Origin of the sequence: Harryflintia acetispora (assembly GCA_004340125.1) — a bacterium.
GTDB lineage: Bacteria > Bacillota > Clostridia > Oscillospirales > Ruminococcaceae > Harryflintia > Harryflintia acetispora.
Genome location: SLUK01000007.1, coordinates 81,866 through 103,986, shown reverse-complemented (window position 1 = coordinate 103,986; position 22,121 = coordinate 81,866). Strand labels below are relative to the sequence as shown.

Annotated in this window: 21 protein-coding genes and 1 tRNA gene; 4 read left to right on the top strand and 18 right to left on the bottom strand. The window is 58.1% G+C overall.

Features of this window, described 5'->3' with window-relative positions; genetic code table 11:
- Positions 1 to 159: 159 nt before the first annotated feature.
- The 4 genes from EDD78_RS08975 to trkA all read right to left on the bottom strand — a co-directional run bounded on the left by EDD78_RS08975 (position 160) and on the right by trkA (position 5,879).
- Positions 160 to 1,005 (bottom strand): tyrosine-type recombinase/integrase, encoded by an 846-nt coding sequence (locus EDD78_RS08975; RefSeq protein ID WP_132084723.1) that lies wholly within the window; start codon positions 1,003 to 1,005, stop codon positions 160 to 162.
- Positions 1,006 to 1,856: 851 nt separating this feature from the next.
- The gene (locus EDD78_RS08970; protein ID WP_079700009.1) at positions 1,857 to 2,849 is read right to left on the bottom strand and encodes an SIS domain-containing protein; all 993 of its coding nucleotides are present in this window, start codon (positions 2,847 to 2,849) and stop codon (positions 1,857 to 1,859) included.
- A 176-nt stretch (positions 2,850 to 3,025) separates the two neighbouring features.
- The gene (locus EDD78_RS08965; protein ID WP_132084722.1) at positions 3,026 to 4,498 is read right to left on the bottom strand and encodes a TrkH family potassium uptake protein; all 1,473 of its coding nucleotides are present in this window, start codon (positions 4,496 to 4,498) and stop codon (positions 3,026 to 3,028) included.
- A 22-nt stretch (positions 4,499 to 4,520) separates the two neighbouring features.
- Complete coding sequence (gene trkA, locus EDD78_RS08960; RefSeq protein ID WP_079700011.1) at positions 4,521 to 5,879, bottom strand: Trk system potassium transporter TrkA; 1,359 nt, start codon at positions 5,877 to 5,879, stop codon at positions 4,521 to 4,523.
- 178 nt (positions 5,880 to 6,057) lie between these two features.
- Between trkA and EDD78_RS08955 the strand changes: the two genes are divergently transcribed.
- Both EDD78_RS08955 and EDD78_RS08950 read left to right on the top strand, forming a co-directional pair.
- The gene (locus tag EDD78_RS08955; protein ID WP_132084721.1) at positions 6,058 to 6,618 is read left to right on the top strand and encodes a biotin transporter BioY; all 561 of its coding nucleotides are present in this window, start codon (positions 6,058 to 6,060) and stop codon (positions 6,616 to 6,618) included.
- Complete coding sequence (locus EDD78_RS08950) at positions 6,605 to 7,006, top strand: DUF1284 domain-containing protein (RefSeq protein ID WP_132084720.1); 402 nt, start codon at positions 6,605 to 6,607, stop codon at positions 7,004 to 7,006. Before EDD78_RS08955 ends, EDD78_RS08950 begins: the two co-directional genes overlap by 14 nt.
- A gap of 123 nt (positions 7,007 to 7,129) precedes the next feature.
- On the opposite strand, the gene EDD78_RS08945 is transcribed toward EDD78_RS08950, so the two are convergent.
- The 3 genes from EDD78_RS08945 to EDD78_RS08935 form a co-directional block, all read right to left on the bottom strand.
- Positions 7,130 to 8,155: a hypothetical protein gene (locus EDD78_RS08945; protein WP_132084719.1), complete on the bottom strand. Its 1,026-nt coding sequence runs from the start codon at positions 8,153 to 8,155 to the stop codon at positions 7,130 to 7,132.
- Positions 8,156 to 8,172: 17 nt separating this feature from the next.
- Positions 8,173 to 9,168, bottom strand: a complete 996-nt coding sequence (locus EDD78_RS08940) for a structural protein (protein ID WP_132084718.1) — start codon at positions 9,166 to 9,168, stop codon at positions 8,173 to 8,175.
- Positions 9,169 to 9,344: 176 nt separating this feature from the next.
- Positions 9,345 to 9,431 (bottom strand) — tRNA-Leu (locus tag EDD78_RS08935).
- A 226-nt stretch (positions 9,432 to 9,657) separates the two neighbouring features.
- Between EDD78_RS08935 and EDD78_RS08930 the strand changes: the two genes are divergently transcribed.
- Entirely contained in the window at positions 9,658 to 11,028 is a 1,371-nt protein-coding gene (locus EDD78_RS08930) for a hemolysin family protein (RefSeq protein WP_286170818.1), read from the top strand.
- 68 nt (positions 11,029 to 11,096) lie between these two features.
- Here EDD78_RS08930 and spoVM read toward each other — a convergent pair whose 3' ends face one another.
- Complete coding sequence (spoVM, locus tag EDD78_RS14265; RefSeq protein ID WP_117507962.1) at positions 11,097 to 11,180, bottom strand: stage V sporulation protein SpoVM; 84 nt, start codon at positions 11,178 to 11,180, stop codon at positions 11,097 to 11,099.
- A 51-nt stretch (positions 11,181 to 11,231) separates the two neighbouring features.
- On the bottom strand, positions 11,232 to 11,384 hold the full coding sequence (locus tag EDD78_RS13995) for a hypothetical protein (RefSeq protein WP_159449047.1): 153 nt from the start codon (positions 11,382 to 11,384) through the stop codon (positions 11,232 to 11,234).
- 233 nt (positions 11,385 to 11,617) lie between these two features.
- Between EDD78_RS13995 and EDD78_RS08920 the strand changes: the two genes are divergently transcribed.
- Entirely contained in the window at positions 11,618 to 13,006 is a 1,389-nt protein-coding gene (locus EDD78_RS08920; protein ID WP_350308584.1) for an MATE family efflux transporter, read from the top strand.
- Between the two features lie 78 nt (positions 13,007 to 13,084).
- Here the strand turns inward: EDD78_RS08920 and EDD78_RS08915 are convergent, their stop codons facing one another.
- From EDD78_RS08915 to EDD78_RS08875, 9 genes are all read right to left on the bottom strand, one after another.
- Complete coding sequence (locus EDD78_RS08915) at positions 13,085 to 14,287, bottom strand: FprA family A-type flavoprotein (protein WP_079700018.1); 1,203 nt, start codon at positions 14,285 to 14,287, stop codon at positions 13,085 to 13,087.
- 62 nt (positions 14,288 to 14,349) lie between these two features.
- On the bottom strand, positions 14,350 to 14,508 hold the full coding sequence (locus tag EDD78_RS08910) for a rubredoxin (protein WP_079700019.1): 159 nt from the start codon (positions 14,506 to 14,508) through the stop codon (positions 14,350 to 14,352).
- Between the two features lie 138 nt (positions 14,509 to 14,646).
- Positions 14,647 to 15,276 (bottom strand): thiamine diphosphokinase, encoded by a 630-nt coding sequence (locus tag EDD78_RS08905; RefSeq protein WP_132084716.1) that lies wholly within the window; start codon positions 15,274 to 15,276, stop codon positions 14,647 to 14,649.
- Positions 15,273 to 16,181, bottom strand: a complete 909-nt coding sequence (gene rsgA, locus EDD78_RS08900; protein ID WP_079700021.1) for a ribosome small subunit-dependent GTPase A — start codon at positions 16,179 to 16,181, stop codon at positions 15,273 to 15,275. Before rsgA ends, EDD78_RS08905 begins: the two co-directional genes overlap by 4 nt.
- 3 nt (positions 16,182 to 16,184) lie before the next feature.
- The gene (gene pknB, locus EDD78_RS08895) at positions 16,185 to 18,266 is read right to left on the bottom strand and encodes a Stk1 family PASTA domain-containing Ser/Thr kinase (RefSeq protein WP_079700022.1); all 2,082 of its coding nucleotides are present in this window, start codon (positions 18,264 to 18,266) and stop codon (positions 16,185 to 16,187) included.
- Positions 18,267 to 18,312: 46 nt separating this feature from the next.
- A complete protein-coding gene (locus EDD78_RS08890) occupies positions 18,313 to 19,047 on the bottom strand; it encodes a Stp1/IreP family PP2C-type Ser/Thr phosphatase (RefSeq protein ID WP_165873171.1) in 735 nt (244 codons plus the stop codon).
- Position 19,048: 1 nt separating this feature from the next.
- Positions 19,049 to 20,101 carry a dual-specificity RNA methyltransferase RlmN gene (gene rlmN, locus EDD78_RS08885; RefSeq protein ID WP_132084714.1) on the bottom strand — a complete coding sequence of 351 codons (1,053 nt, stop codon included), beginning with the start codon at positions 20,099 to 20,101 and terminating at the stop codon, positions 19,049 to 19,051.
- Positions 20,098 to 21,408 (bottom strand): 16S rRNA (cytosine(967)-C(5))-methyltransferase RsmB, encoded by a 1,311-nt coding sequence (gene rsmB / locus EDD78_RS08880; protein WP_132084713.1) that lies wholly within the window; start codon positions 21,406 to 21,408, stop codon positions 20,098 to 20,100. Before rsmB ends, rlmN begins: the two co-directional genes overlap by 4 nt.
- On the bottom strand, positions 21,408 to 22,109 hold the full coding sequence (locus EDD78_RS08875) for a zinc metallopeptidase (protein ID WP_207668669.1): 702 nt from the start codon (positions 22,107 to 22,109) through the stop codon (positions 21,408 to 21,410). Before EDD78_RS08875 ends, rsmB begins: the two co-directional genes overlap by 1 nt.
- Positions 22,110 to 22,121: the final 12 nt, after the last annotated feature.

The window sequence follows — 22,121 nt, the reverse complement described above, 5'->3', positions numbered from 1 at the left end:
AAAAAAGGCCGGAAGCAGTTTTCTGCATCCTGCCTTTTTCCCCTGCCTTTTTCTATTGGATTTATTAAAAGACCCCAAATTTGATAATACTGAAAGTTTTTCAGCATTCCCCATAAAGAATAATTCTAGTCCAAGTAAGAATTATGTTTATAACTATCTTTAAAGGATCAGTCGCAACTGTTCCAGTCGCCGGATGTGCTCCGCCCCACTGGAAACCAAGTAGATTCTGGTGGTCTCGATGCTACTGTGCCCAAGAACGTCCGCCAGTTGGGCAATGTTCCGGCTCACCTGGTAAAATATCCGAGCAAAGAGATGGCGTAGATTGTGGGGGAACACTTTGGCTGGATCCACCTTCGCCAACCAACACAAGGCTTTCATTTCTGCCCATATCTGTCTTCGGGAAATTCCTCTCCCACTTCTGGTAATAAAAATCTCGCCAGAGACAATTTTTTGTTTTTTAGCGTATTTTACCAGTTTACGGCACAGCTTACCTGGCAGCAGGATGGTGCGAATCTTCCCCTTCAAGGAAATATCTGCCCGCCCCGCTTGGATGGCTTCCACCGTGATATATCTCACCTCACTGACTCGGATACCGGTAGCACAGATAGTCTGGAGCAATAGGGCTAGACGCTTCTTGCCCAAGTCCTGGGCCGTCTCCACCAATCGCTCGTATTCTTCCCGGGTCAGTTCCCGTTCCCGGATACAGAACATCTGACGCTGAATCCTCAGGTACCTTGTCCGACACTCCTGCCACCCCGCAAAGATGAAGAAGCGGTTGAGGGCGATGAGCATTGAATTCACCGTCCGAGGGCGGTAGCCTAACTCCAGAAGCCATTCCTTCCATCTGGAGGTCGTTTCCCTAGTTGCCTCCTCTCCCCCCAACCAGACGGAAAATTGTCTAACGTCTCGCAGGTACTTTTCTATCGTTCCGCCACTCCGCTCCTCTTCCCGCAGGTGCTCTGCGAATCCCGCCAGTAGCTCCTCTGTGACTCTATACCCTTTCATTATGACCTTGCCTCCGTTTTCTAATTAATGTTGCTATTTTACATTTTTATCCTCATTTTATTTTAACGAAAAATTTTATTGGTTGATATAGGCAACATCGGTAAATAGTTAATTATTTTTTTCACAAGTATGTTCGCAAAGCTAAAGCCGAGCAGATACAGGGCAATATGATTATGCTAGCACGCGCACAGATCGTTGACTTGGTGCATCTCCACCCACCGGTTTCACGTTAGCGAAAGTGTAATATATAATATTATGGCCCGGTCCATAGGTGTGGAAGTATCGAATTTTTCCTTGGTATTGAGGTACAGATAAACGGCATCTCGGGCATTTAAACCTTCCACCCATAGCGCGAAATCTCCTATGCTGCGGCATGATTGGTCTAGGTGTTATAGGCAATATAAGCCGACTTTCATTTTCTCTAGATGACAGCTATCCTTTTTGTCAACCGGATGAACCTTTACCAGCTTCTCCATCAGTTTGAGTGTAATCAGTAAAGCCATCCAAAAAATTAAAAATTATTGCTGAAATTAAAAACAATGCCCTACTTGGTATTTTGCAGCCATCTCCCCAACTGGTCAAAATTTTACCATCATGATTCGGCCGCTAAGGAAAATGAGAGGATATTTAAAACAGGCCATATTCAATCCGTTATTAAATATTTTTATAAACCCTTATGAGAGGATATAGGACATATTTTATTTATCTAATCAATAAATAGTTAGCGAGCCGTGTAAGGTCAGACCGTGAACATGATTGTTTAATTGATCCGTTCCCACTCGGCAATATAACACCAGGGGCGCATGCAAAAGCATGCGCCCCTGGTGTTATCACTCTGTTTGCCGGGGAGATTAATACTCCACCTTGAACATGTATCTTCTGGTCTTGAGCGGGTGGTTGCGGATGACGGACAGCTCGTAGGAGTAAACCGCCAGGATCTCGGTGAGCATGAAGGGGGTGAACACCTCGCGGAAAATCCCCTTGACGCTGGGCATCTGATCGGCATACTCGGCGGTGTCGACATGGATGATCTTCTTGGTGTAGCGCTTGGCAAAGCTCAGCACGCGGTCGGACAGCGGACGGGTCGCGTCCTCGCCCTGCAGCACGATGATCGGGCTTTCCTCGGTGAGCATCTCGAACGCGCCGTGGAAGAACTCGCCGGCATGCACCGGATGCGCATAGATCCACTGCATTTCCTCGAGGATGCAGTTGCCGTATGTATAGCACTCGCCGTAGCCCGCGCCGGAACCGGTGACGAAGAAGAACTTCTCGTCCTTATAGGTCTTGGCGAACTCCTTGGCTTTATCCTCGGCGGCCAGCTTGGCATCGTACATCTCGTCCGCGATCTTCGAGAGGATGTCCTGCATCTCCTCGTACTGGTCGAAGTCGCCGTGCAGGCGGAGCATGTAGAAGATGATCTGATACATGATGATCAGCTTGGAACCGCAGGAGAAGGAGTAATCAGCGGTCTGGGCCAGAGGAGATTCGAGGTTGCCGGTGAAAGCGATGATGTGCGCGCCGGTCTCTTTGGCGTACTGGGCGGCGGCAACGGTCTCGGGGGTGGTGCCGGTGTAGGAAGAGGTGATGAACATGGACTCGCTGCAGAACTGTCTGGGCTTCATGTGCACAAACTCGTTGGAGTTGAACTCATAAACCGGCAGCTCGGAGTACTTCTCGATGAAGTATCTCATCGGGGACATGACAGCCAGGCTTCCGCCGCAGCCGACGAGAAATACGTTCTTGCAGCCCTTCTTGTAGATCTCGGCAACTGCCTTCTCAACGGCCTCTCTCTGCGCTACGCCTTCGTTAATGCTTTTTGTGTACTCTTCTCTGGTTTTTTCCATTTGTGATTCCTCCCGTTTTCTCAAGATTTAGAACCCACGGTCATTGTATAATGTTCTATATTGTTCTGTCAAGCGAATTCTGATAAATTCTTTGAAAAGCCTGTTTTTCGGCAGTTTGACGAAAAACAGGCTTTTCTTTTGGCAAATTATCAGCAATGTCCGTTTAGGTCCTATCCTCAATCCGGTTCGTGGATCCGCTTCCTCACCCGCCAGACCGCGGGGTTAAAGAGGAAGATCACCGGGAAGAACTCCAGCCGCCCGAGCAGCATGTCCAGCGTCAGCACCGCCTTGCTCAGGTTGGAAAAGCTGGAGAAATTCCCCAGCGGGCCCACCAGGTCCAGCCCGGGGCCAATGTTGTTGAGACAGGACAGCACCGCCGTCAGGTTGGTGACCATGCTCTTGTTGTCCAATGAAACGATCAAAAAGGAGGCGGCGACCGTGATGAAATAGGCGGTCATGAAGAGGGAGACGCCCTTGACGATCCGGTTGTCCAGCTGCTTGCCGTTCATCCTGAGGATCTTGACCTGCCTGGGATGGAGCATGCGGCTGATCTCCTTTTTGACCGATTTGAGCGCGATCACCAGCCGCGCCGTCTTCATCCCGCCCCCCGTCGAGCCCGCGCAGGCGCCCGCGACCATCAGCAGCACCAACAGGCTGCGGGAGAATTCGGGCCACATGTCGAAGTTGGTGGTGGTGAAACCGGTGGTGGTCATGATCGAGACCGTCTGGAACGCGGCCTGGTGGAACGCCTCGAAGGTGTTCCCATAAATCGGAAGGATGTTGAGGGTGATCAGCGCGATCGAGCTCAGCATGATCCCCAGGTAGACGCGCAGCTCCTCGTCGTGCCAGGCCTGGGAAAACTCCCGCATGAGCAGCAGAAAGAAGATGTTGAAGTTCACCCCGAAGAGCGCCATAAACACCGTCACAACGCCCTGCAAATAGTAGCTCTGGTAAAAGGCCATGCTCGTATTCTTGATCCCGAAGCCGCCGGTGCCGGCGGTGGCGAACATGGTGCACAGGCTGTCATAGAGCGGCATGCCGCCTGCCAGCAGGAACAACACCTCCACCAGGCTGAAGACGACATAGAGCCCGTAGAGGATCTTGGCGCTCTTCCCCACCTTGGAGGTGAGCTTGCCGACGTTCGGGCCGGGGCTCTCGGCCTTGAGCAGATAGAGCTCGTGCCCGTCCCCCTTCCCGATCGAGGCGACCGCCAGCAGGAAGACCAGCACCCCCATCCCGCCCAGCCAGTGGGTGAAGCTGCGCCAGAAGAGCAGCCCGTGGGAGAGGGCCTCGACGTCGCTGAGAATGCTCGCCCCGGTGGTGGTGAAGCCCGAGACCACCTCGAAGAAACAGTCCATCAGGCTGGGGATGGCCCCGCTGAGGTAAAAGGGCAGCGCCCCGAAGAGCGAGATCACGATCCAGGAGAGCGCCGTGACCACGAAGCCCTCCAAAGCGTAAAATTGTTTGTGCTGGGCCTTGACCCGCAGCGCCAGCAGCCCCACGGCCGCGGTGCAGGCCATGGTGATCAGGAAGGCCTTTGCGCTCCCGGCCTCCCCGTAGATCAGGCAGACCGTCAGCGGGAGGGCGAGCGCGATCGTCTCGATGATCAGAATCCTTCCCAGCAGCCGGGCAACCACGCGGTGATTCATGGCGGTTCTCCTGCCTTTCAGCTTAGTGATAAATATCGTTGAGCTCGCCGATGGTGCGCTCGCCCGAGGTGACGGCGATGACCGTGTCCCCGAGCTGGATGCTGTCGTCGCCGCTTGGGAAGATGATCGTGCTGCCGCGCTTGAGGCAGGCGATGAGCACCCCCTTGCGGATGGGCGCTTTTGCAAGCGGCACCCCCAGATAGCGGGTATCCTTGGCGGCCCTGAATTCCAGCGCCTCGACCTGGTCGTTGACCAGGCGGTAAAGGGTGATGACCGAGCTTTCGGCCGAATTGCACAGCGCGCGCACGTATTGCAGCACGTCGTTGCAGATGATCCCCTTGGGGCTGATGATCGACTCGAGCCCAAAGTTTTTGTACACGTCCATGTATTCGGTCCTGTCGATCTTGGCCACGATGATCGGCACCCCGAGCCCCGAGAGGTACATCGAGACCACCAGGTTCGCCTCGTCGATATTGAGCAGCGCCACCACCGCGTCGGCCTTGCGGTTGATCTCCTCATCGAGCAGCTTCTGCGCGCAGCCGTCACCGTTGATGACCAACGCCCGGGGCAGCTGCTCGGAGAGCTTGACGCAGCGCTCGTATTCCTTCTCGATGATCTTGACGCTGATCCCGGCCACGATCAGCCGCCGGGCCAGGTAGAAGGCGATCTTGCTGCCGCCGATCAGGACCACGTCCCGCACCTTCTGCATGGGGATCCCCAGGTATTTAATCAGCCCCGCCAGGTTGTTCGTCTCGGCGGTGACGTGGATCTTGTCCCCCGCCCGGATGACGAAGTTCCCGTCCGGGATAAAGACCTCGTCCTCCCGCTCCACCGCGCAGACCAGGACCTTGACCTTCGACTCGCGGTAGAGCTCGCTGAGGGGCTTGCCGATGATGGTGCAGCCCTGCCGGATTTTAAGGCCGACGATCTCCACGCGCCCCTTGGCGAAGGACTCCCGCTTGATGAAGGAGGGGAACTGCAAAATATGGCTGATCTCCCGCGCGGCCGAATCCTCGGGGTTGATGACCATGCTCAGCCCCAGCTCCTCCTTGAGCAGCGAGAGCTGTTTGACATATTCCGGGTTGCGCACCCGGGCGATGGTGTGGGCGCAGCCGAGCTTTTTGGCGGTGACGCAGGAGAGCAGGTTGATCTCGTCCGCCCCCGTCACCGCAATGATCAGATCGGCAAATTCCGCCCCCGCCTCGCGCAGCACGCCGAGCGCAGCGCCGTTGCCATCCGCGCCGATCACGTCGAAGGTCTCCTGGGTGTTCTGCAATACCACGGGGTCGCAGTCCACCACCACCAAGTCATGGCCCTCCCGCGAGAGCATGGCGGTCAGCGCCAGCCCAACCTTGCCAAGCCCCACTATGATGATCCTCATAACCAGTCCCCTCGCCCTTCATACACTGTTTTTCCCGGTTTTTCGCTCCTTTCAGTATAGCAAGAAGAAGGAGAAAAGACAAACATCTTTTAGTCAACCAATTTAAAATTTATAGTTGACAAAAGAAAGCCGCTCCGCTATCATATTCCTATCGAAGTATGGCAAGGAGGAAACACCCATGGAAACGACCCGCACCACCACCGCGGGCCGCAGCCGCACCCGGCAGCTGCTGCTTTGCGCCCTGTTCGCCGCCCTGACGGCGGTCTGCTCGCAGATTCAAATTCCTCTGCCGCTGGTGCCGATCAATCTGGCGCTGCTGGCGGTGCACCTGGCCGGCGGGCTGCTGGGGGCGAAAAACGGGGCGATCAGCATGGTGATCTACCTGCTGCTCGGCGGGATCGGCGCGCCGGTCTTTGCGGGGCTGACCGGGGGACCGGGCATCCTCTTCGGCAAGACGGGCGGGTATATCATCGGCTATATCGCGGCCGCCGCGATCGTCGGCGCGCTCTCGGGCCGGCTGCGCTCCTTCTGGGGGCTCTGCCTGTCCATGGCGATTGGGGTGGCGGCCTGCTACCTCTTCGGGACGATCTGGTTCATGGTCGTCACCGGGATGGACCTGTGGACCAGCCTCCTCTATTGCGTCTTCCCCTTCCTGCCGGGGGATGTGATTAAAATCCTGCTGGCCGCCAGCCTCTGCCGAAAATTACGCGATCCCCTCTCACGCCATGGGCTGCTCTGAGGCGGTGGCGCTTCGGCCCCATCACGGGCTGTGCGCGCAATTTTTTGAAGGAAAAGGCTACAGCGAAGGGTTCGTTAAGAATATGACCGCCGTGCTGCAAGACCTCGGCGGCGACCCGTCGCGGCCGGTACGGCTTTGGTGCGAAGCGGACGTGATCTGCGCGCACTGCCCCCATAACTGCAAAGGGACCTGCGAGAGCGGGCAGAAGGTGCGCGCCTACGACACGGCGGTGCTGCGGCTGTGCGCGCTGCGGGAGGGGGATCTCCTTTCCTGGGGGGAATACTGCATACGGGTAACGGAGCGAATCATCCTTCCCGGCAGGCTGCGGCAGGTATGCGGGGGCTGCGAGTGGCTCGCCATCTGTGAGGGGAAGGCGGTCAATCGGTAAAGGGGGATTTCTCCTGGCGGGCGGCGGGCTCCAGGCCCGGGCGAAGGCCGTAGATGAAAGTACAGCCAGATCAGAAAAGTCCCCGCGTGAAACCGCCAGTTTCACGCGGGGACTTTTCATTTTTTATTCATGGCCTGTCATGGCCTGGACGTAATCCGCATACACGGCGTCGGCCACCAGATCGCTGGTCTCTTTAAATTTCTCCGGGGACTGATATTCTGCATAGGTTTCTCCATAAGGGCCATCGTCCGCCTCCACAATCTCTTTATAACGAAACTCAATCCCGATATCGTACCAGTTGTATAAATGATAATAAATGCTATACTCAAACGGCACATCCTCTGCCCAGGCGAGCGAACTCATATACTCCTGAATTCGCTTTTCATATTCCTCTTTTGTTACCTCTATTCCTGTATTCGGGCCCTTGTAGAGCAAATCACCCGTGCATAAAAAATGATTGGTACAACGAATTTGTTCATTATCCGGGGACGGATAGACATAGTAGCCTATCGGGTCTTGGTCATAACCGCTGTACAGTCCAGCTATCGGAAAGGTTTGCAGACTGTTCACATCCGTCGCAACCCATGTATCATTGCAGCCGCCGTAGCCAGCGTGCGTTTGCTGCACCAGCAGCAGGCGATTCTGTGCGTCCCGATAAAAGGAGAGCATAATTGGGCCCTCCTTTTGATAAAACTTGCTTTGGAAGAAGCCGCCGGCCGATTGCAAGCGGTCATCCCTGAACTCGAAGACTTCCACCGACGGGATTCCCCTAGGACAGTGCCAGATTCCCATCACGAACTCCGGTTCACCATCCCGGTCGATGTCCAGAACCCCCGCGGCACCGGTTATCCCGTCGTCGTTTTCCTGTAAAAATGGCTTTCCTGCAAATCGCTCCTCAGAAACCCCGTCGCTTCCCATCCAGTTGAAGGCGTGAAGTGCCTCCCAAACCTTGGGGTACAAGGCGGGCGGCCTAGGCAGCTCTGTTGCAGCCGCCGATGACGCTTCCAAAGAGGAGGTAGTGGTGGAGCCTGCGGGTTGCTCAGCCAAAGGGGCTTCCATCGTGTAGGAATTGTCCCTTGTGTCCTGGCAGCCGCAAAATGTCAACGACGCCGCCAAAAATAAACCCAGCAATCTAAAGAGCTTTATCAACAAAGCCACATCCTTTCCTACTTGTTTAGAACTGTCATAGGAAGTTTCTCCATTCTAATAATTCCACCATGAAAATAGGAAGGTATTTCTTTGAAATTATTTTCATACATCTTGGAATCCATTTGAGCCCGGTCAATGATGAACTCAATTATGTCCGTATTAGACTCAATAATATTATAATCTACATTATAAGTATATTGATGCGTGTCTGTATTGGTATCATTATCTGCTTTCATATCTCCGGCAACCAAATAAAACGAATATCCATTGGACAAATATACTTGGAAGACAACGCCATTGGGATTCACTTTCCCCATTTCATCTTTTAAGTAAAAAGACCCCAGCGCAGCCATATAGGCAGCTTCTTCCAACCCCGAAACATGAATTCGTCGAAACCCGTCTTGGTCCGTATAAGCCATATCTTGCATGATTTTAGGATTATCTCTTTTTATTCCATTATAATCCTCCCATCGGTACATTTCAAAGTTAACATTTTCTTTTGGAAGCTCCATTTCCTTTCCTAATGATTGCGGAGCTTTTCCCAAAATAAAAAAGAACGTTTTTATCTGATCGAGTACTGACTCATTCGTATTCCCGTAAATATCAGGATTGCGTAAAATAAATAAAACCCTTCGAATGGATTGAATTGAAAAGTCTGTAATATGATAAAAATCAATCAGTAGCTGCGATCTCTGTTCACAGTTCAGACTTTCGTCATCCACTTTTGCCCAGATGAAATTTTCAGCCTGCCAAGAGTCAATTTCCCACGGTTCCACTCTACATTTGCAGTTTGGATGAAATGGTGGAAGATTTTCTCCTATTGCGCCTTCTAAAGTAAGTACAGGGATACCGCTGTGTCGTTGGCAGTTTTCACAGGCTCCGGATTCACAAATAACTTGTAAATATTTTGATTCCATTTTAGGGTATTGATTTTTGCTGCGTATATACTTTTTATCAGCCCCACATAAGACAAACCCTGTCTTTGTGACCTGTTTACTACTTTTATTTTCCATATTTTTAATACCTCCATTGTTACTGTCCTATCGTAAAGGGAGGTATTCTAAAATCGTTACATTAACGTATCACTTTTTCACACATTATATTGTAATTTTCAAAATATCCCCATGCAAAAAAACCAAACGCGCTCTCACATTTGTGAGGAGCGCGTTTGGAAGCGGCGGCTCGCCGCTGGTGCCGCCGACCGGACTTGAACCGGTACGCTGTTGCCAGCGAGGGATTTTAAGTCCCTTGCGTCTGCCGATTTCGCCACGGCGGCCGATCTAGAGCCCGCATGGCTGCGTGCCGTGCGGGAATCTTAATTATGATACACCTTTTTGGGGCCTCAGTCAAGTATTTGGCCCGGTTTTGGCCGTTGACAGAACCCCGGTTTTACAGTATTATCTATTTTGAGGTAATTCGGCCCGGCGCCTCATCACCATGGGGCACAGCCCCGAACATTGAAAGGAATGGTTATAAACATGCCCGACCCTGACGGTAATTGGTTGACCTACATTGTATTGCTGATCGTCCTGATCCTGACCAACGCATTCTTCGCGCTCAGCGAAATTGCGGTGATCTCCCTCAACGACAACAAGGTGCAGCGCCTGGCCGAAAACGGCGATAAGCGCGCCAAGCGCATCCTTGCCCTCGTCAGCGAGCCCTCCCGCTTCTTGTCCACCATCCAGGTGGGCGTCACCCTTTCCGGGCTGCTCGCTTCGGCTGTGGCGGCCGACCGTTTCGCCGAAATGCTGGTCGCGGCGCTCACCTTTGTGCCCATCCCGCGCCCGGTGCTGCACATCATCTCGCTGGCGCTGATCACCATCCTGCTCTCCTTCTTCACCCTGGTCTTCGGAGAGCTGGTGCCCAAGCGGTTCGGCATGCTCTATCCCGAAGCGATCGCATACAAAATTTCCGGCCTGCTTACCGCAATTTATAGAGTGGAAAAGCCCTTTGTCGCGCTGCTGAGCGCCTCGACCAACGGCATTTTGCGTCTGTGCGGGATCAACCCGCACGACGAGCCCAACAAGGTCACCGAGGAAGAAATCCGCATGATGGTGGACGTGGGCAATGAAAAGGGCGTCATCGAGCAGAGCGAAAAGGACATGATCGACAACATCTTTGAGTTCGACGAGCGCACCGCGGGCGACGTGATGACCCACCGCACCGAGCTGGTGGCGGCGGACGCCGATGAGAAGATTTCCGACATCATCCAGCTCGCGATCGAGGAGGGATACTCCCGCATCCCGGTCTATGAGGAGGACATCGACAACATCATCGGCATCCTCTACGTCAAGGATATGCTCTCGCTGGTGGGCAACCCCGACTACGACAGCGTATCCGTGCGCTCGATCATGCGCGAGGCGATGTACGTGCCCGAATCCAACAACTGTAGCGAGCTGCTGCACTCCTTCAAGGAGAAGAAGCTGCAGATGGCCATCGTGGTGGACGAATACGGCGGCACCTCGGGTGTGGTGACCATGGAGGACCTGCTCGAGTCGATCGTCGGCAACATCCAGGACGAGTACGACAACGAGGAGGAGGAGGTCCGCAAGATCAGCGACACCCTCTATGACTTCGACGGCTCGGTCTCGCTCGAGGACGTGGAGAAGCTGATGAACATTACCTTCGACGAAGAGAACGACGACTACGACACGCTGGGGGGCCTCATCACCGATCTGCTCGGCTACATCCCCAAGGAGGATGAACACCCCTCGGTGCAGATCGAGGACGTGATCTTCTCGGTGCTGGCGGTGGAGGACCGCCGGATCGCGATGGTGCGCGCGGAAAAGCTGCCGCCCCCGCCCCCCGAGCCGCTGCCCAAGGAAAAGTCCCGCAAGGAAAAGCGGGAGCGCGAACGGGAAGAAAAAGAATAAAATACGAGGCCCTTTCTCTAAACGACGAGAAAGGGCCTCGCTTTTGCTCCCTGGGGGCCTCTCAAAGATCAGGCCTCTTCCTTCTTAATTTTAAAGAGCATGCGCAGGATCGGGCTTAAAAACTTCGGGCTCTTGACAACGACGATCTTCATACCGGGTCTCCTCCCAAACTGAAAGTATTGAATGTACGCTTTGGCCGGCAGTCAGCATCTCCAGGAGGAGACGCCCGCCAGGATGAGCAGGAATGCGGCGATGATCAGCACCAGGCGGATCGGACAAAAGCAGATCAGGAACATGGCGCAGCCGAACATGACCGCCGTTCTGCACCAGATCCCGCTTCCGGGACCGCGCGGCATGCTCCTCCCCCCTTCCCATCAGCTTTCCTTACTATAGGATACGCCGGGCGGGGAAAAAAGGTGAGAAACCCCGCGAAAACTTCCTTTTGTTTACGTTGTGTTCAAAGTTTTCTGATATAATAAATCAGTTATCAATATTTGGTTCGGGCCCTTCGAGACCTTTCCGCCGGCATGATCCCCAAACCGGCGGCGCGGTCTCTTTTCGCGCTGTAACAGGGGTCCCGCGAAAGGAAATGCTCATGAAGAACGCGCAGAATTCGGTGAACGACCTCGGCACCGGGCCGGTCGGCAGACTACTGGTGAGGCTGGCGGTGCCAACCATCACTGCCCAGCTGATCAACGCCCTGTATAACATTGTGGACCGGATGTACATCGGGCATATGGAGGGGGTGGGGGACCTCGCGCTCACCGGTGTGGGGATCACCTTCCCGATCATCATGCTGATCTCGGCCTTTGCCGCGCTGGTCGGCATGGGCGGCGCGCCGCTGGCCTCGATCGAGCTCGGGCGGGATAACCGCGAGCGCGCCAACCGCATCCTCAACAACGCCGCCACCTCGCTGCTGATCCTCGCCGTGGTGCTGACCGCCTTCTTCCTCGCCTTCAAGCGCCCGCTGCTGATGTTTTTCGGCGCCTCCGAGGCGACCATCGAATACGCGGTGCGCTACATCACCATCTACGTCAGCGGCACCGTCTTCGTGATGATCGCCCTGGGGCTCAACGCCTTCATCACCACCCAGGGCTTCGCCAAGGAGGGGATGCTCACCGTCCTGATCGGCGCGGTGCTCAACATCGCGCTCGACCCGCTCTTTATCTTCACCTTTGATATGGGGGTGCGCGGCGCGGCGCTGGCGACCATCCTCTCGCAGGCGGTCTCGGCCGTTTGGGTGCTGCTCTTTCTCACGGGCAAAAAGACGGTGCTGCGCCTGACCCTCAGGCACATGCCCCTGCGCCGTGACATCATGGGCGCGATCCTCAGCCTCGGGATCTCCCCGTTCATCATGCAGTCCACCGAGAGCCTGGTGATGATCACCCTCAACTCGGGGCTGCAGCGCTACGGCAACGACCTGTATGTCGGCGCGATGACCATCATCAGCAGCATCATGCAGTTCATGTCCATGCCGCTGATGGGCCTGGGACAGGGCGCCCAGCCGATCATCAGCTACAACTACGGCGCGCGCAACTACGAGCGGGTCAAGCACACCTACAAGCTGCTCATCAAGGTGAGCGTGATCGCCTCCTGCCTGCTCTGGGCGGCGCTGCAATTCTTCCCGCAGGTGTTTATCCTGATCTTCAACGACAAGCCCGAGCTGATGGAGGTCGCCGTCCATTCGCTGCGCATCTACATGGCGGGCGTCTTCATGATCGGGCTGCAATTCAGCTGCCAGCAGTGCTTCATGGCGATGGGCCAGGCCAAGACCTCCCTCTTCCTGGCTCTGCTGCGCAAGGTGATCCTGCTCATCCCCCTGGCGCTGGTGCTGCCGCGCTTCCTCGGGACCTTCGGAATCTTCCTGGCCGAGCCGATCGCGGACATCACCGCGGCGAGCGTCACCTTCCTGATGTTCCTGCGCTTTTCGCGAAAGCTCTTCCGCGAGCTCGAGACAAAGCCGCAAAGCGAAGCGTAACCGCCCAAACAAAAACAGCCGCTGCGGGGTCCCGCAGCGGCTGTTTTATTATCCTATTTGTAATATCCGTATTGAATATTACTTTTTGAGGCTTTCGGCGAACTCCCGGCCGAGCGCCACGGCCTTTTCGAGGTCCTGCTCATCCGGCACGAAGTTGACCTTGAAGCCCTCGCCGAAGACGGCGAGCTTCAGCAGGCTCAGGCGGCTGATGATGGCGGGAACCGCCTCGCCGCTCCAGCCGAAGGAACCGAAGACCAGCACCGGCTTCTTCTGGTTGTTGATCGCGTCCACATGGCTGAGCAGCTCCCAGATGGGCGGCACCGCGTCGCGGTTGATGGTCGGCGAGCCGACCATGAAGGCGTCGGAGCAGCCCAGCTTTTCCTGCAGCAGCCCCATATCGTGGTCGATGATGTTGTAAAGCGGGACCTCGGCCTCGGGCAGCACCGCTAAGACCCCCTCGCGCAGCTTCTCGGCGACCCGCTGCGTGTTCTCATAAGCCGAGCAGTAGAAGATCGGAATCTGCGGCTTGTCGTTTTTAACCGGCTGCGCCCATTCGGTATACTGCGCCAGCACCTGCGGGAAAAGGCCGCCGGGGGTGAGCACCGGGCCGTGGCTAGTGCAGACATAGTCGATCGGCAGGTCCTTGATCTTTTCGATCCCCTTAAGCACATAGGGTCTAAAGGGCCCGAAAATCGCGTCGAAATAGCCCTTGAGGGCGACCTGGTACTTGGCGGGATAGGTGATGTGCACATCGATCATCCGCGGCTCGCAGTAGTGGGAGCCGAAGAAGTCGCAGGAAAAAAGCACCCGCTCGTCCGGCAGGTAGGTGAACATGCTGTCCGGCCAATGGAGGAAGGGGGCGTTGATGAAGCGCAGCTCGCGCCCGCCGCCCAAGTCCAGGGTGTCGTTGTCCCGCACCACCTTCGCCTGAAAATCCTTGGCGTTGGTGATGTTTTTTAAATAGATCGAGGCCGCCTGCGAGCAGACGATCTCGGCCTTGGGGCAGAGCTCGAGCAGCCGGTAGAGCGCGCCGGAATGGTCCGGCTCGGTGTGGTTGAGGATGATATAATCGATCTCGGCCGGGTCGCACACCTCGCGGATGTTCTCCAGATACGCCTCAAAGAAGGTGTCGTGGCAGGTCTCGATCAGCGCCTTCTTCTCCCCGCACACCAGGTAGGAGTTGTAGCTGGTGCCGAAGTCGGTGCGCATCACGATATCGAACACCCGCAGATTGGGGTTGAGCACCCCGACCGAATAGACCGAATCGGAAATTTTGATCATCTTGCATTCTCCTTCTCTTTGAAATCGGCCCCCGCATAAGGCGGAGGCCGATCGTCCTGCAATTATTCCGCCTGGAACATCGATTTGTCAACGCCGCACATCGGGCAAACGAAATCGTCGGGAACATCTTCCCATTTGGTCCCGGCCGCGATCCCGCCGTCCGGATAGCCCTCGGCCTCGTCGTACACATAACCGCACACCGTGCACACATATCTCGCCATCTTCTATTTCCTCCTAAATTATAACATTCAGATTGTAGCTCAATTGTATACTATTTAAGTATAATTGTCAATAGGCTTTTGACAGAAATCTTGGATAATGATAGATTTTCCCAAAACTCTTCCATTATCCCGCCCGGATCAAATTTTCAGCCGGATGGCCAGCAGCTTTCCGCTCTCGAAGGACACGCGCGCATCCCCCAAAAGGAACTCGTTGCTCACCCCGATGGGAAAGCTCATGACCAGCCGGTAACGCTCCAGCGGATACTTCGCATTCTGAATGCAGACCCCCTCGCAGGCCCCCTCCAGCGGGAAAAGGGAAAAGAGGTTGTAGCCCTCCTTTTTTAGGGTGTGCTCCCCCGGCGCGAATGCCTCGGCGCAGCAGCGGGAATCCACGATCCGGCCCGCGGCCCCCTGCTCGAGCAGGAAGCAGAGCACGCCGAGGTTCCCCAGCATGTGGTCCAGCCGGCCGCCCAGCGCGCAGGCGAGGGTGATCCGCTCCACCCCCTGCGCGAGCAGCCTGCGTGCGGCATAGAGGGCGTCGGTGTCGTCCTTCTCGCAGGGGAGGCGCTCGAAGGGCACCCCCGTCTCCTCGGGCGGTATCCCCAGCGAATCCATGTCCCCCAGCAGCAGGTCGGGGGCGATCCCCGCAGCTTGACAGTGGCGGTAGCCGCCGTCCACCGCGTAGACAAGGTCGCTCTCATCCGCGAGTGCTTGCAGCAGCCTGGGGGGGACCCCCTCCCCGGCGGCGACGATCAGTCCCCTTTTCATCGCTTATCGAGCTCCCATTCCTTGATCTGTTTGGCGTCCTCGTACATCACCCTGTAGCTTTGCAGGCGGCTTTCGGCGATCCTGCCCTCCCCGGCGGCGATTAGCACCGCGCACCCCTTTTCACAGGTGTGTGAGCAGCCGGTAAACCGACAGCCGTCGAGATAGGGAGCAAACTCCCGAAAGCAGCGCTGCAGCTCCTCCTTGCGGATGACCTCGTAGCGGGAGAGCTCCACCGCCGAGAAGCCGGGGGTGTCGGCGATGTAGCCGCCGCCCTCGAGCTCGTAGAGCTCGGCATGGCGGGTGGTATGCCGGCCCCGGCCGAGCTTCTGGCTGATCTCGGCGGTCTTGAGCGCGAGATCGGGCATGATGGCGTTGAGCAGGCTCGACTTCCCGGCGCCGGTGTTCCCGCAAAAGCAGTTGATCCCGTCCGAGAGGTATTCCCGCAGCGGGCGGGTGCCCTCCCTCGTGACGGCCGACACGGCAAAGACCCGGAAGCCCGCCTCGCGGTAGAGCGCGCAGAGCCGGTCGTATTCCGAGCTGTCCTCGCACAGGTCGGTCTTGGTCACCGCTAGCACCGGCTCGATGTTCTTGTATTCGGCGATGGCGATCATCTTGTCCAGCACCAGGAGGTTTGGCGGCGGCGAAACGACCGACACCACCAGCACCAGCCGGTCCAGATTGGCCACCGGCGGGCGGATCAGGCTGTTGCGCCTCTCGTCGATCTCCTCGATAAAGCCCTGCTGCCCGGTGAGCTGGATCTTGACCCGGTCGCCCACCAAAGGGCTGATCCCCTCCTTGCGGAACAGCCCGCGCGCCTTGCATTCATAGGTCCCGCCGGGGGTTTTGACGTAGTAAAAGCCCCCCAGCGCCCGCACGATCAATCCCTGCTGATACTCTGGCGTCATCGGTTATTCCTCATCCTCCGGTTCCTCCGAGCTGCTGGAATCCTCCCCGCCGCTGCTCTCGGGCACGCCGGACGTGAACATCTCGGAGTTGTCGACCTCCTTGCGGTGCTTGCCCTCGTCGAAGTCCACCTCGAAGGACTGGTAGAGCACCCCGTTGATCCGGATCTCCAGCGTCTGGGTGCCATAGCCCTCGTAGGCCTTCTCCCACTTGGTGTCCTCCTGCTGGGCGGGGGTCATCTTCTCCTCGTGGATCAGCACGCCGTCCAGCCACGCCTCGACCGTCACCAGCGAGTCGATCTTCGGCAGGGTGATGGCGATAGACAGCTTCTGCAAGTCCCCGTCGCCCGAGCTGATTTCGACGTCGATCGAGCTGCCCTGCGGCACCTCGGCCCCCTCCTCGGGATACTGCTTGACGATGGTCCCGGGCGGCAGGTCGCTCTCGACCGATTCCACCTTACCGATGGAAATCTTGAAGTTCTTGAGCAGCCGTTTGGCGTCGGTGACGTTCATCCCCTCGACGTTCGGGATGGAGAGCATCTTGTTCTCCCGCCCCATGCTCACAAAGACCTGGATTTCGGTGTCCGGCCCCACCTGGGTGTTCGGCTCGGGATCGGTCTTGACGACGTACCCCTCGGCCACCGTGTCCGAGTAGACCCGCATCTCGTTGACCTTTTCGAGCCCCTTGGCCTTGAGCGCGGTATAGGCCTCGTTGACCTCCATGCCGCTAAGGTCCATCAGGGTCATCACCTGCGCGCCCGCGCTGACCTTGACCTCGATCACCGAGCCCTTTTTGATGTCCCGCCCGGCCTTGGGGTTCTGCTCGTAGATTTCTCCGTTTTCATACTTGTCGTTGAATTCCTTGCGCTCGACCCGGATCTCCACATCCGCATAGGTCGGGTCGTACTTGACCGAGTCGAACTTCTGCCCCACCAGATCGGGGGCCTTGACGTTCTCCACCGTCTGGAAGGGGTTGTTGAAGTAAAACATCGTCCCCACGAAGATGGCGGACACCAGCACAAAGGCCACCGTGATCCCGGTGAGCACCGAGAGGAAGGGGATGCGCCGCGGCTCGTCGAAATCGTCGTCCTCATCCTGGGCGGGCGGCTCGGGCGCGGCATGCTTTTTGCCCAGCTTCTGGGCCGCGGCCACATTGGCGGAGTGGACCGCGGTGCGCGAGCGGGTATGCCCTTCGGCGGCGTTGGCGTGCACCGGGGCCGCCTCGGGGGTGGTGAGATATTTATAGGCAAAGCTTATACTCGGGTTTTTCTTGAATTCGTCGATGTCGCGCAGCATCTCGGCCGCGGACTGATAGCGCCGGGCCGGGTCCTTCTGCATGGCGCGCATGGTGATCGCCTCGAGGCCCTCGGGGATCTCGGGGTTGAGCGCAATCGGGCGCACCGGCTGGGACTGGATCTGCTTGAGGGCGACCGACACGGGGGATTCCGCGTCGAAGGGCAGCTTTCCGGTGAGCATCTCGTACATCATCACGCCCACCGAATAGATGTCGGTCTTCTCGTCGATCACCCCGCCCTGCGCCTGCTCGGGGGAGATATAGTGCACCGAGCCGATCGCCCGGTCGGTAATAGTCTTGGTGTTGCTCCTGGCAAAGCGGGCGATCCCGAAGTCGGTAACCTTGATGGTTCCGTCCGAGAGCAGCATGATGTTCTGGGGCTTGATGTCCCGGTGGACGATCCCGTTGTCGTGCGCATGCTGCAGCGCGCGCAGCACCTGCACGGTGAAGTGAAGCGTCTCCTTCCAGCTGAGCTTGCCTTGCTGGTCGATAAACTCCTTTAGGGTGATCCCGTCGATGTACTCCATCACGATGGAATGCATCTTCTGGGAGAAGCTGACGTCGTACACCTTGACGATGTTGGGGTGGGAGAGGGTGGCGACCGCCTTGGATTCGTTGCGGAAGCGCCGCAGGAATTCCTCGTTGCCCATGTATTCGTCCCGCAGGATTTTCACCGCCACCGGGCGGTTTTCGACGATGTCGTATCCCTTGTAGACGTTGGCCATCCCGCCGATCCCGATCAGCTCCCGGATCTCATACCGGCCGTCCAGCCTTTTTCCGATGTATTTATCCATAATCACAGGTCCTCCGCATTTCGCAAGGTTGGGCTGCGCTGAGCCCTCATTCGTCGGTCAGGATGACCGCGGTCACATTGTCCGCGCCGCCGGCGGCCAGGGCGTAATCGATCAGCGGGGCGGCCGAATGCTGCCGCACGCATTTCATCACTTCTTCGGCTACCTGCTCCTGCGGCAGGTAGTTCGACAGCCCGTCCGAGCAAAGAAGCAGCACCTGCCCCTGCCCGAAGGGGTATTCCGCGTAGTCCGGCTCCACCCTGGGAGCGACCCCAATGGCCCGGGTGATGTAGTGCTTCTTGGGGTGGGTGTCCGCCTCGCTCTGGCTGAGCTCCCCCTTGTCGACGAGCATCTGGACCATCGAATGGTCCTTGGTCAGCTGCAAGGTCTCGCCGCCCTGGACCAGGTAAATCCGGCTGTCCCCCACATGGCAGATGTGCAGCGTCTGCCCCGAAACGATGGCCATCACCAGGGTGGTGCCCATCCCATGGAAGCGCTCGTCCTTCTGCGCCTGCTCGTAGACCACCGCGTTCGCCGCGCTCACGGCGGTCATGATGAGAGAACGCACTGAGTTGAGGGGCAGCTGTGGCGTCAAGCCCTTTTTGAGATAGCGGTCGATCATCTCGATGGTGGCAAGGCTGGCGATGTCCCCCGCCTTCTCGCCGCCCATCCCATCGCAGACCATGGCGTACCCGAGGCTCTCCCCCAGGACCTTGAGCCGAAAGACATCCTGATTCTGGGCACGTACCGTGCCCTTGTGGGTCAGTCCCGTCGCTTTGAGCACCTCAAAGTTCCTCCTTTTGCTCTGTCTGTCGAGCGCTCTCCCGCCGCAGCTGCCCGCAGGCGGCGGCAATGTCGCTCCCCAGCTCCCGGCGCACCGTGGCGTTGAGTCCGGCGCGCTCGAGGCTCGCGCGAAACGCCTCGACCGCCGCTTTTTGCGGGCGGCGCGCGGCGCGCTCCTTGACCTCATTGACCGGGATCAGGTTGATATGGCAATTCTTCCCGCCCAAGAGCTTTGCGAGCTCCTTCGCGTGGGCGGGGGTGTCGTTCTGGCCGACGATCAGGGCGTACTCGAAGGAGATCCTGCGCCCCGTTTCGGCAAAGTACCGCTCGCAGGCGGCCATGAGTTCTTTTAGCGGATACCGGTTTGCTATCGGCATGATCTGCCGCCGGGTCACGTCCTGCGGCGCGTGCAGCGAGATGGACAGCGTCAGCGGGAAGTGGTACTGCGCGAGGCGCTCAATCTCGGGCACCAGCCCGCAGGTGGAGAGCGACAGATGCCGCAGGCTCAAATTGCGCCCCTCCTTGGAGGAGAGGATCGTCATGAAGGCCACCACGTTGTCAAAGTTGTCCAGCGGCTCCCCGATCCCCATGAGCACCACCCCGCCCACTGTCCGCCCGCTGACGCGCTCGGCGGTGTAGACCTCGTCGAGCATTTCGCTCGCCGTCAGGTTGCGCACCAGCCCGCCCAGGGTGGATGCGCAGAATTTGCAGCCCATCCGGCAGCCGACCTGGGTGGAGATGCAAAGGGTGTTGCCGTGGTGATACTCCATCAGCACCGCCTCGATGCAGTTGCCGTCGCCAAGGCGCAGCAGGTACTTTTCAGTGCCGTCGACCTTCGAGACCAGCCGCCGCTCCACCTCCAGGCGGTTTATGTAATACCGGCCGTCGAGCTGGGCGCGCAAATCCTTGGGGAGGTTGGTCATCTCCTCAAAGGAGCGCGCCCCCTTCTGGTGGAGCCAGGCGTAGACCTGCCCGGCGCGGAAACGCGGCAGCGAAAGGAGTGAAAACTCCTCCTGCAGCTGTTCGGTTGTGCGTGATTTGATGTCCTGTTTCATTTCTTTGTCCCCGTGCGTTTGATGGCCGCAATGAAGAAGCCGTCCCCGCTATAATCCGCTCCCGTCAGGAGGGTCCTGCTCCATGCGCCGCCGAGAACCTCGCGCTCACAGGGCGCAAAACCGGGGTGCCCGTCTAAAAAGCGGTCCACCACCTGCTCGTTTTCTTCCCGTCTCAGGGTACAGGTCGAGTAGATTAAAATGGAATCCCTTCCCATATAGTGTGAGGAGGTTTCCAGGATTTTATACTGGAGGTCCGGCAGCTCCCGATATTTTGCCGGGTCCTTGTATTTGATCTCCGGCTTGCGCCTCATGATCCCCAGGCCGCTGCAGGGCACGTCGCAGAGGATCCGCTCAAACGCCGCCTCGCCCTCCTGCGGCACGGCGGCGTCCCGCTGCCGGGGCGTCAGAATATTGATCCCCAGCCGCCCGGCCCCCTGCCGCAGCAGCTCCACTTTGTGCTCATGGATGTCGCAGGCGATGAGCTCCCCGCGGTTCTCCATGTACTGCGCGGCGGTGAAGCTCTTGCCCCCGGGCGCCGCGCAGGCGTCCAGCACCCGCATGCCGGGGCGCACATCCAGCGCGCGCACGCAGAGCTGGCTGGAGAGGTCCTGCACATGGAACAGCCCTTCCCGGAACGAGGGCAGCCCCAGAAGGGAGCCGCTGTCTTTGAGGATAAGAGCGCTCTCTTCTCCCCGCGCCGGCGCGGCTTCCACCCCTTCGTCCCGCAGCCTCGCGATCAGCGCCTGCGGGGTGGTTTTCAGGGTGTTCACCCGCACCGTCAGCGGCGCGGGAACAAGAGAATGCTCCAAAAACGAGGCGGCCGCCGCCTCGCCGTAAGTTTCCATCAGGCTGGAAACCAGCCACTGAGGGGCGCTGTAGCGCACGCTCGCCGCCTTCTTCGGGTCGCCCGGAAGGACCAGCTCCCCCCCGTCGCGCAGAAACGCGCGCAGCACCCCGTTGATTAAACTCCCCGCACTGGTTTTGCCCGCGGCGCGCGCGAGCTTCACGCTCTCGTTGACCGCCGCCGAGGGGGGCACCGAATCCATATAGAGCAGCTGGTAGACCCCCATGCGCAGGATGGCGCGCACCGGCGCATCCAGCTTTTCCACCGGGCGCCTGAGGTAGCGGGAAAGCACAAAGTCGAGCGTGATCCGGCGCTCGAGCACCCCGTAGACCAATGCGCAGACGAAGGCGCGCTCCCGCGCGCCGAGACCGCCCGGCAAACGCTCGAGCACCAGGTTGGAATAGCTTTCCTGCTCTTCGATTTTTTGCAGCGCATCGAGCGCAATCTTTCGCTCGCCGCCCATCAGTCCCTCCTCCTGCCGCCGAAGCGCAGGATGATCCGCAGCAGCTGCATGAGCGACACCAGCAGCGCCGCCACATAGGTGAGTGCCGCCGCGCCCAGCACCTTTTTAGCACCCCGCAGCTCCTCGCTTCCCAGCAGCTCCTGCTCCTCGATGATCGCCAGCGCCCGGGAGCTCGCGTTAAACTCGACCGGCAGGGTGACCAGCTGGAAGACGACCATCGCCGAAAAGAGGATGATCCCCGCGTAGACCAGCGGCTGCAGCCCCATGAAGAAGCCGAGCAGCAGCACCGGGATCGAGAGGGAGGAACCGAACTGGGTGATCGGCACGATGGCGTTTCGCAGCTTGATCGGCGCGTAGCCGGTGGCGTACTGCACCGCGTGCCCGCTCTCGTGGGCGGCCACCCCCACCGCCGCGACGGTGGCGTTGTCGTAAACCCCCTGGGAGAGGCGGATGACGTTCTGGCGCGGGTCGAAGTGGTCACTCAGGTTCCCGGCGACCCGCTCCACCCGCACGTTATACAGCCCGTTCGCGTCCAGGATCGCCCGCGCCGCCTCGGCGCCGGTGTAGCCGCGCGCGGTGCGCACCTTGGAATATTTACTGAACGTGCCCGACACGTTGGCCTGTGCGATGGCCGCGATAATCACCGCGGGAATCACCAGGATAATATACAGCGGATCGAGATACATATAGCCGAGATACATCGCCACGTTTCC

Excerpts from the sequence above, each read along its gene's own strand:
- spoVM (WP_117507962.1), bottom strand. The coding sequence starts at position 11,180 with ATGAAGATCGTCGTTGTCAAGAGCCCGAAGTTTTTAAGCCCGATCCTG.
- EDD78_RS08910 (WP_079700019.1), bottom strand. The coding sequence starts at position 14,508 with ATGGCGAGATATGTGTGCACGGTGTGCGGTTATGTGTACGACGAGGCC.
- EDD78_RS08920 (WP_350308584.1), top strand. The coding sequence starts at position 11,618 with ATGCTCATGAAGAACGCGCAGAATTCGGTGAACGACCTCGGCACCGGG.
- trkA (WP_079700011.1), bottom strand. The coding sequence starts at position 5,879 with ATGAGGATCATCATAGTGGGGCTTGGCAAGGTTGGGCTGGCGCTGACC.
- EDD78_RS08915 (WP_079700018.1), bottom strand. The coding sequence starts at position 14,287 with ATGATCAAAATTTCCGATTCGGTCTATTCGGTCGGGGTGCTCAACCCC.
- EDD78_RS08875 (WP_207668669.1), bottom strand. The coding sequence starts at position 22,109 with ATGTATCTCGGCTATATGTATCTCGATCCGCTGTATATTATCCTGGTG.
- EDD78_RS08955 (WP_132084721.1), top strand. The coding sequence starts at position 6,058 with ATGGAAACGACCCGCACCACCACCGCGGGCCGCAGCCGCACCCGGCAG.
- rsmB (WP_132084713.1), bottom strand. The coding sequence starts at position 21,408 with ATGGGCGGCGAGCGAAAGATTGCGCTCGATGCGCTGCAAAAAATCGAA.
- EDD78_RS08905 (WP_132084716.1), bottom strand. The coding sequence starts at position 15,276 with ATGAAAAGGGGACTGATCGTCGCCGCCGGGGAGGGGGTCCCCCCCAGG.
- EDD78_RS13995 (WP_159449047.1), bottom strand. The coding sequence starts at position 11,384 with ATGCCGCGCGGTCCCGGAAGCGGGATCTGGTGCAGAACGGCGGTCATG.
- EDD78_RS08970 (WP_079700009.1), bottom strand. The coding sequence starts at position 2,849 with ATGGAAAAAACCAGAGAAGAGTACACAAAAAGCATTAACGAAGGCGTA.
- rlmN (WP_132084714.1), bottom strand. The coding sequence starts at position 20,101 with ATGAAACAGGACATCAAATCACGCACAACCGAACAGCTGCAGGAGGAG.
- EDD78_RS08950 (WP_132084720.1), top strand. The coding sequence starts at position 6,605 with ATGGGCTGCTCTGAGGCGGTGGCGCTTCGGCCCCATCACGGGCTGTGC.
- pknB (WP_079700022.1), bottom strand. The coding sequence starts at position 18,266 with ATGGATAAATACATCGGAAAAAGGCTGGACGGCCGGTATGAGATCCGG.
- EDD78_RS08940 (WP_132084718.1), bottom strand. The coding sequence starts at position 9,168 with ATGGAAAATAAAAGTAGTAAACAGGTCACAAAGACAGGGTTTGTCTTA.
- EDD78_RS08965 (WP_132084722.1), bottom strand. The coding sequence starts at position 4,498 with ATGAATCACCGCGTGGTTGCCCGGCTGCTGGGAAGGATTCTGATCATC.
- rsgA (WP_079700021.1), bottom strand. The coding sequence starts at position 16,181 with ATGACGCCAGAGTATCAGCAGGGATTGATCGTGCGGGCGCTGGGGGGC.
- EDD78_RS08975 (WP_132084723.1), bottom strand. The coding sequence starts at position 1,005 with ATGAAAGGGTATAGAGTCACAGAGGAGCTACTGGCGGGATTCGCAGAG.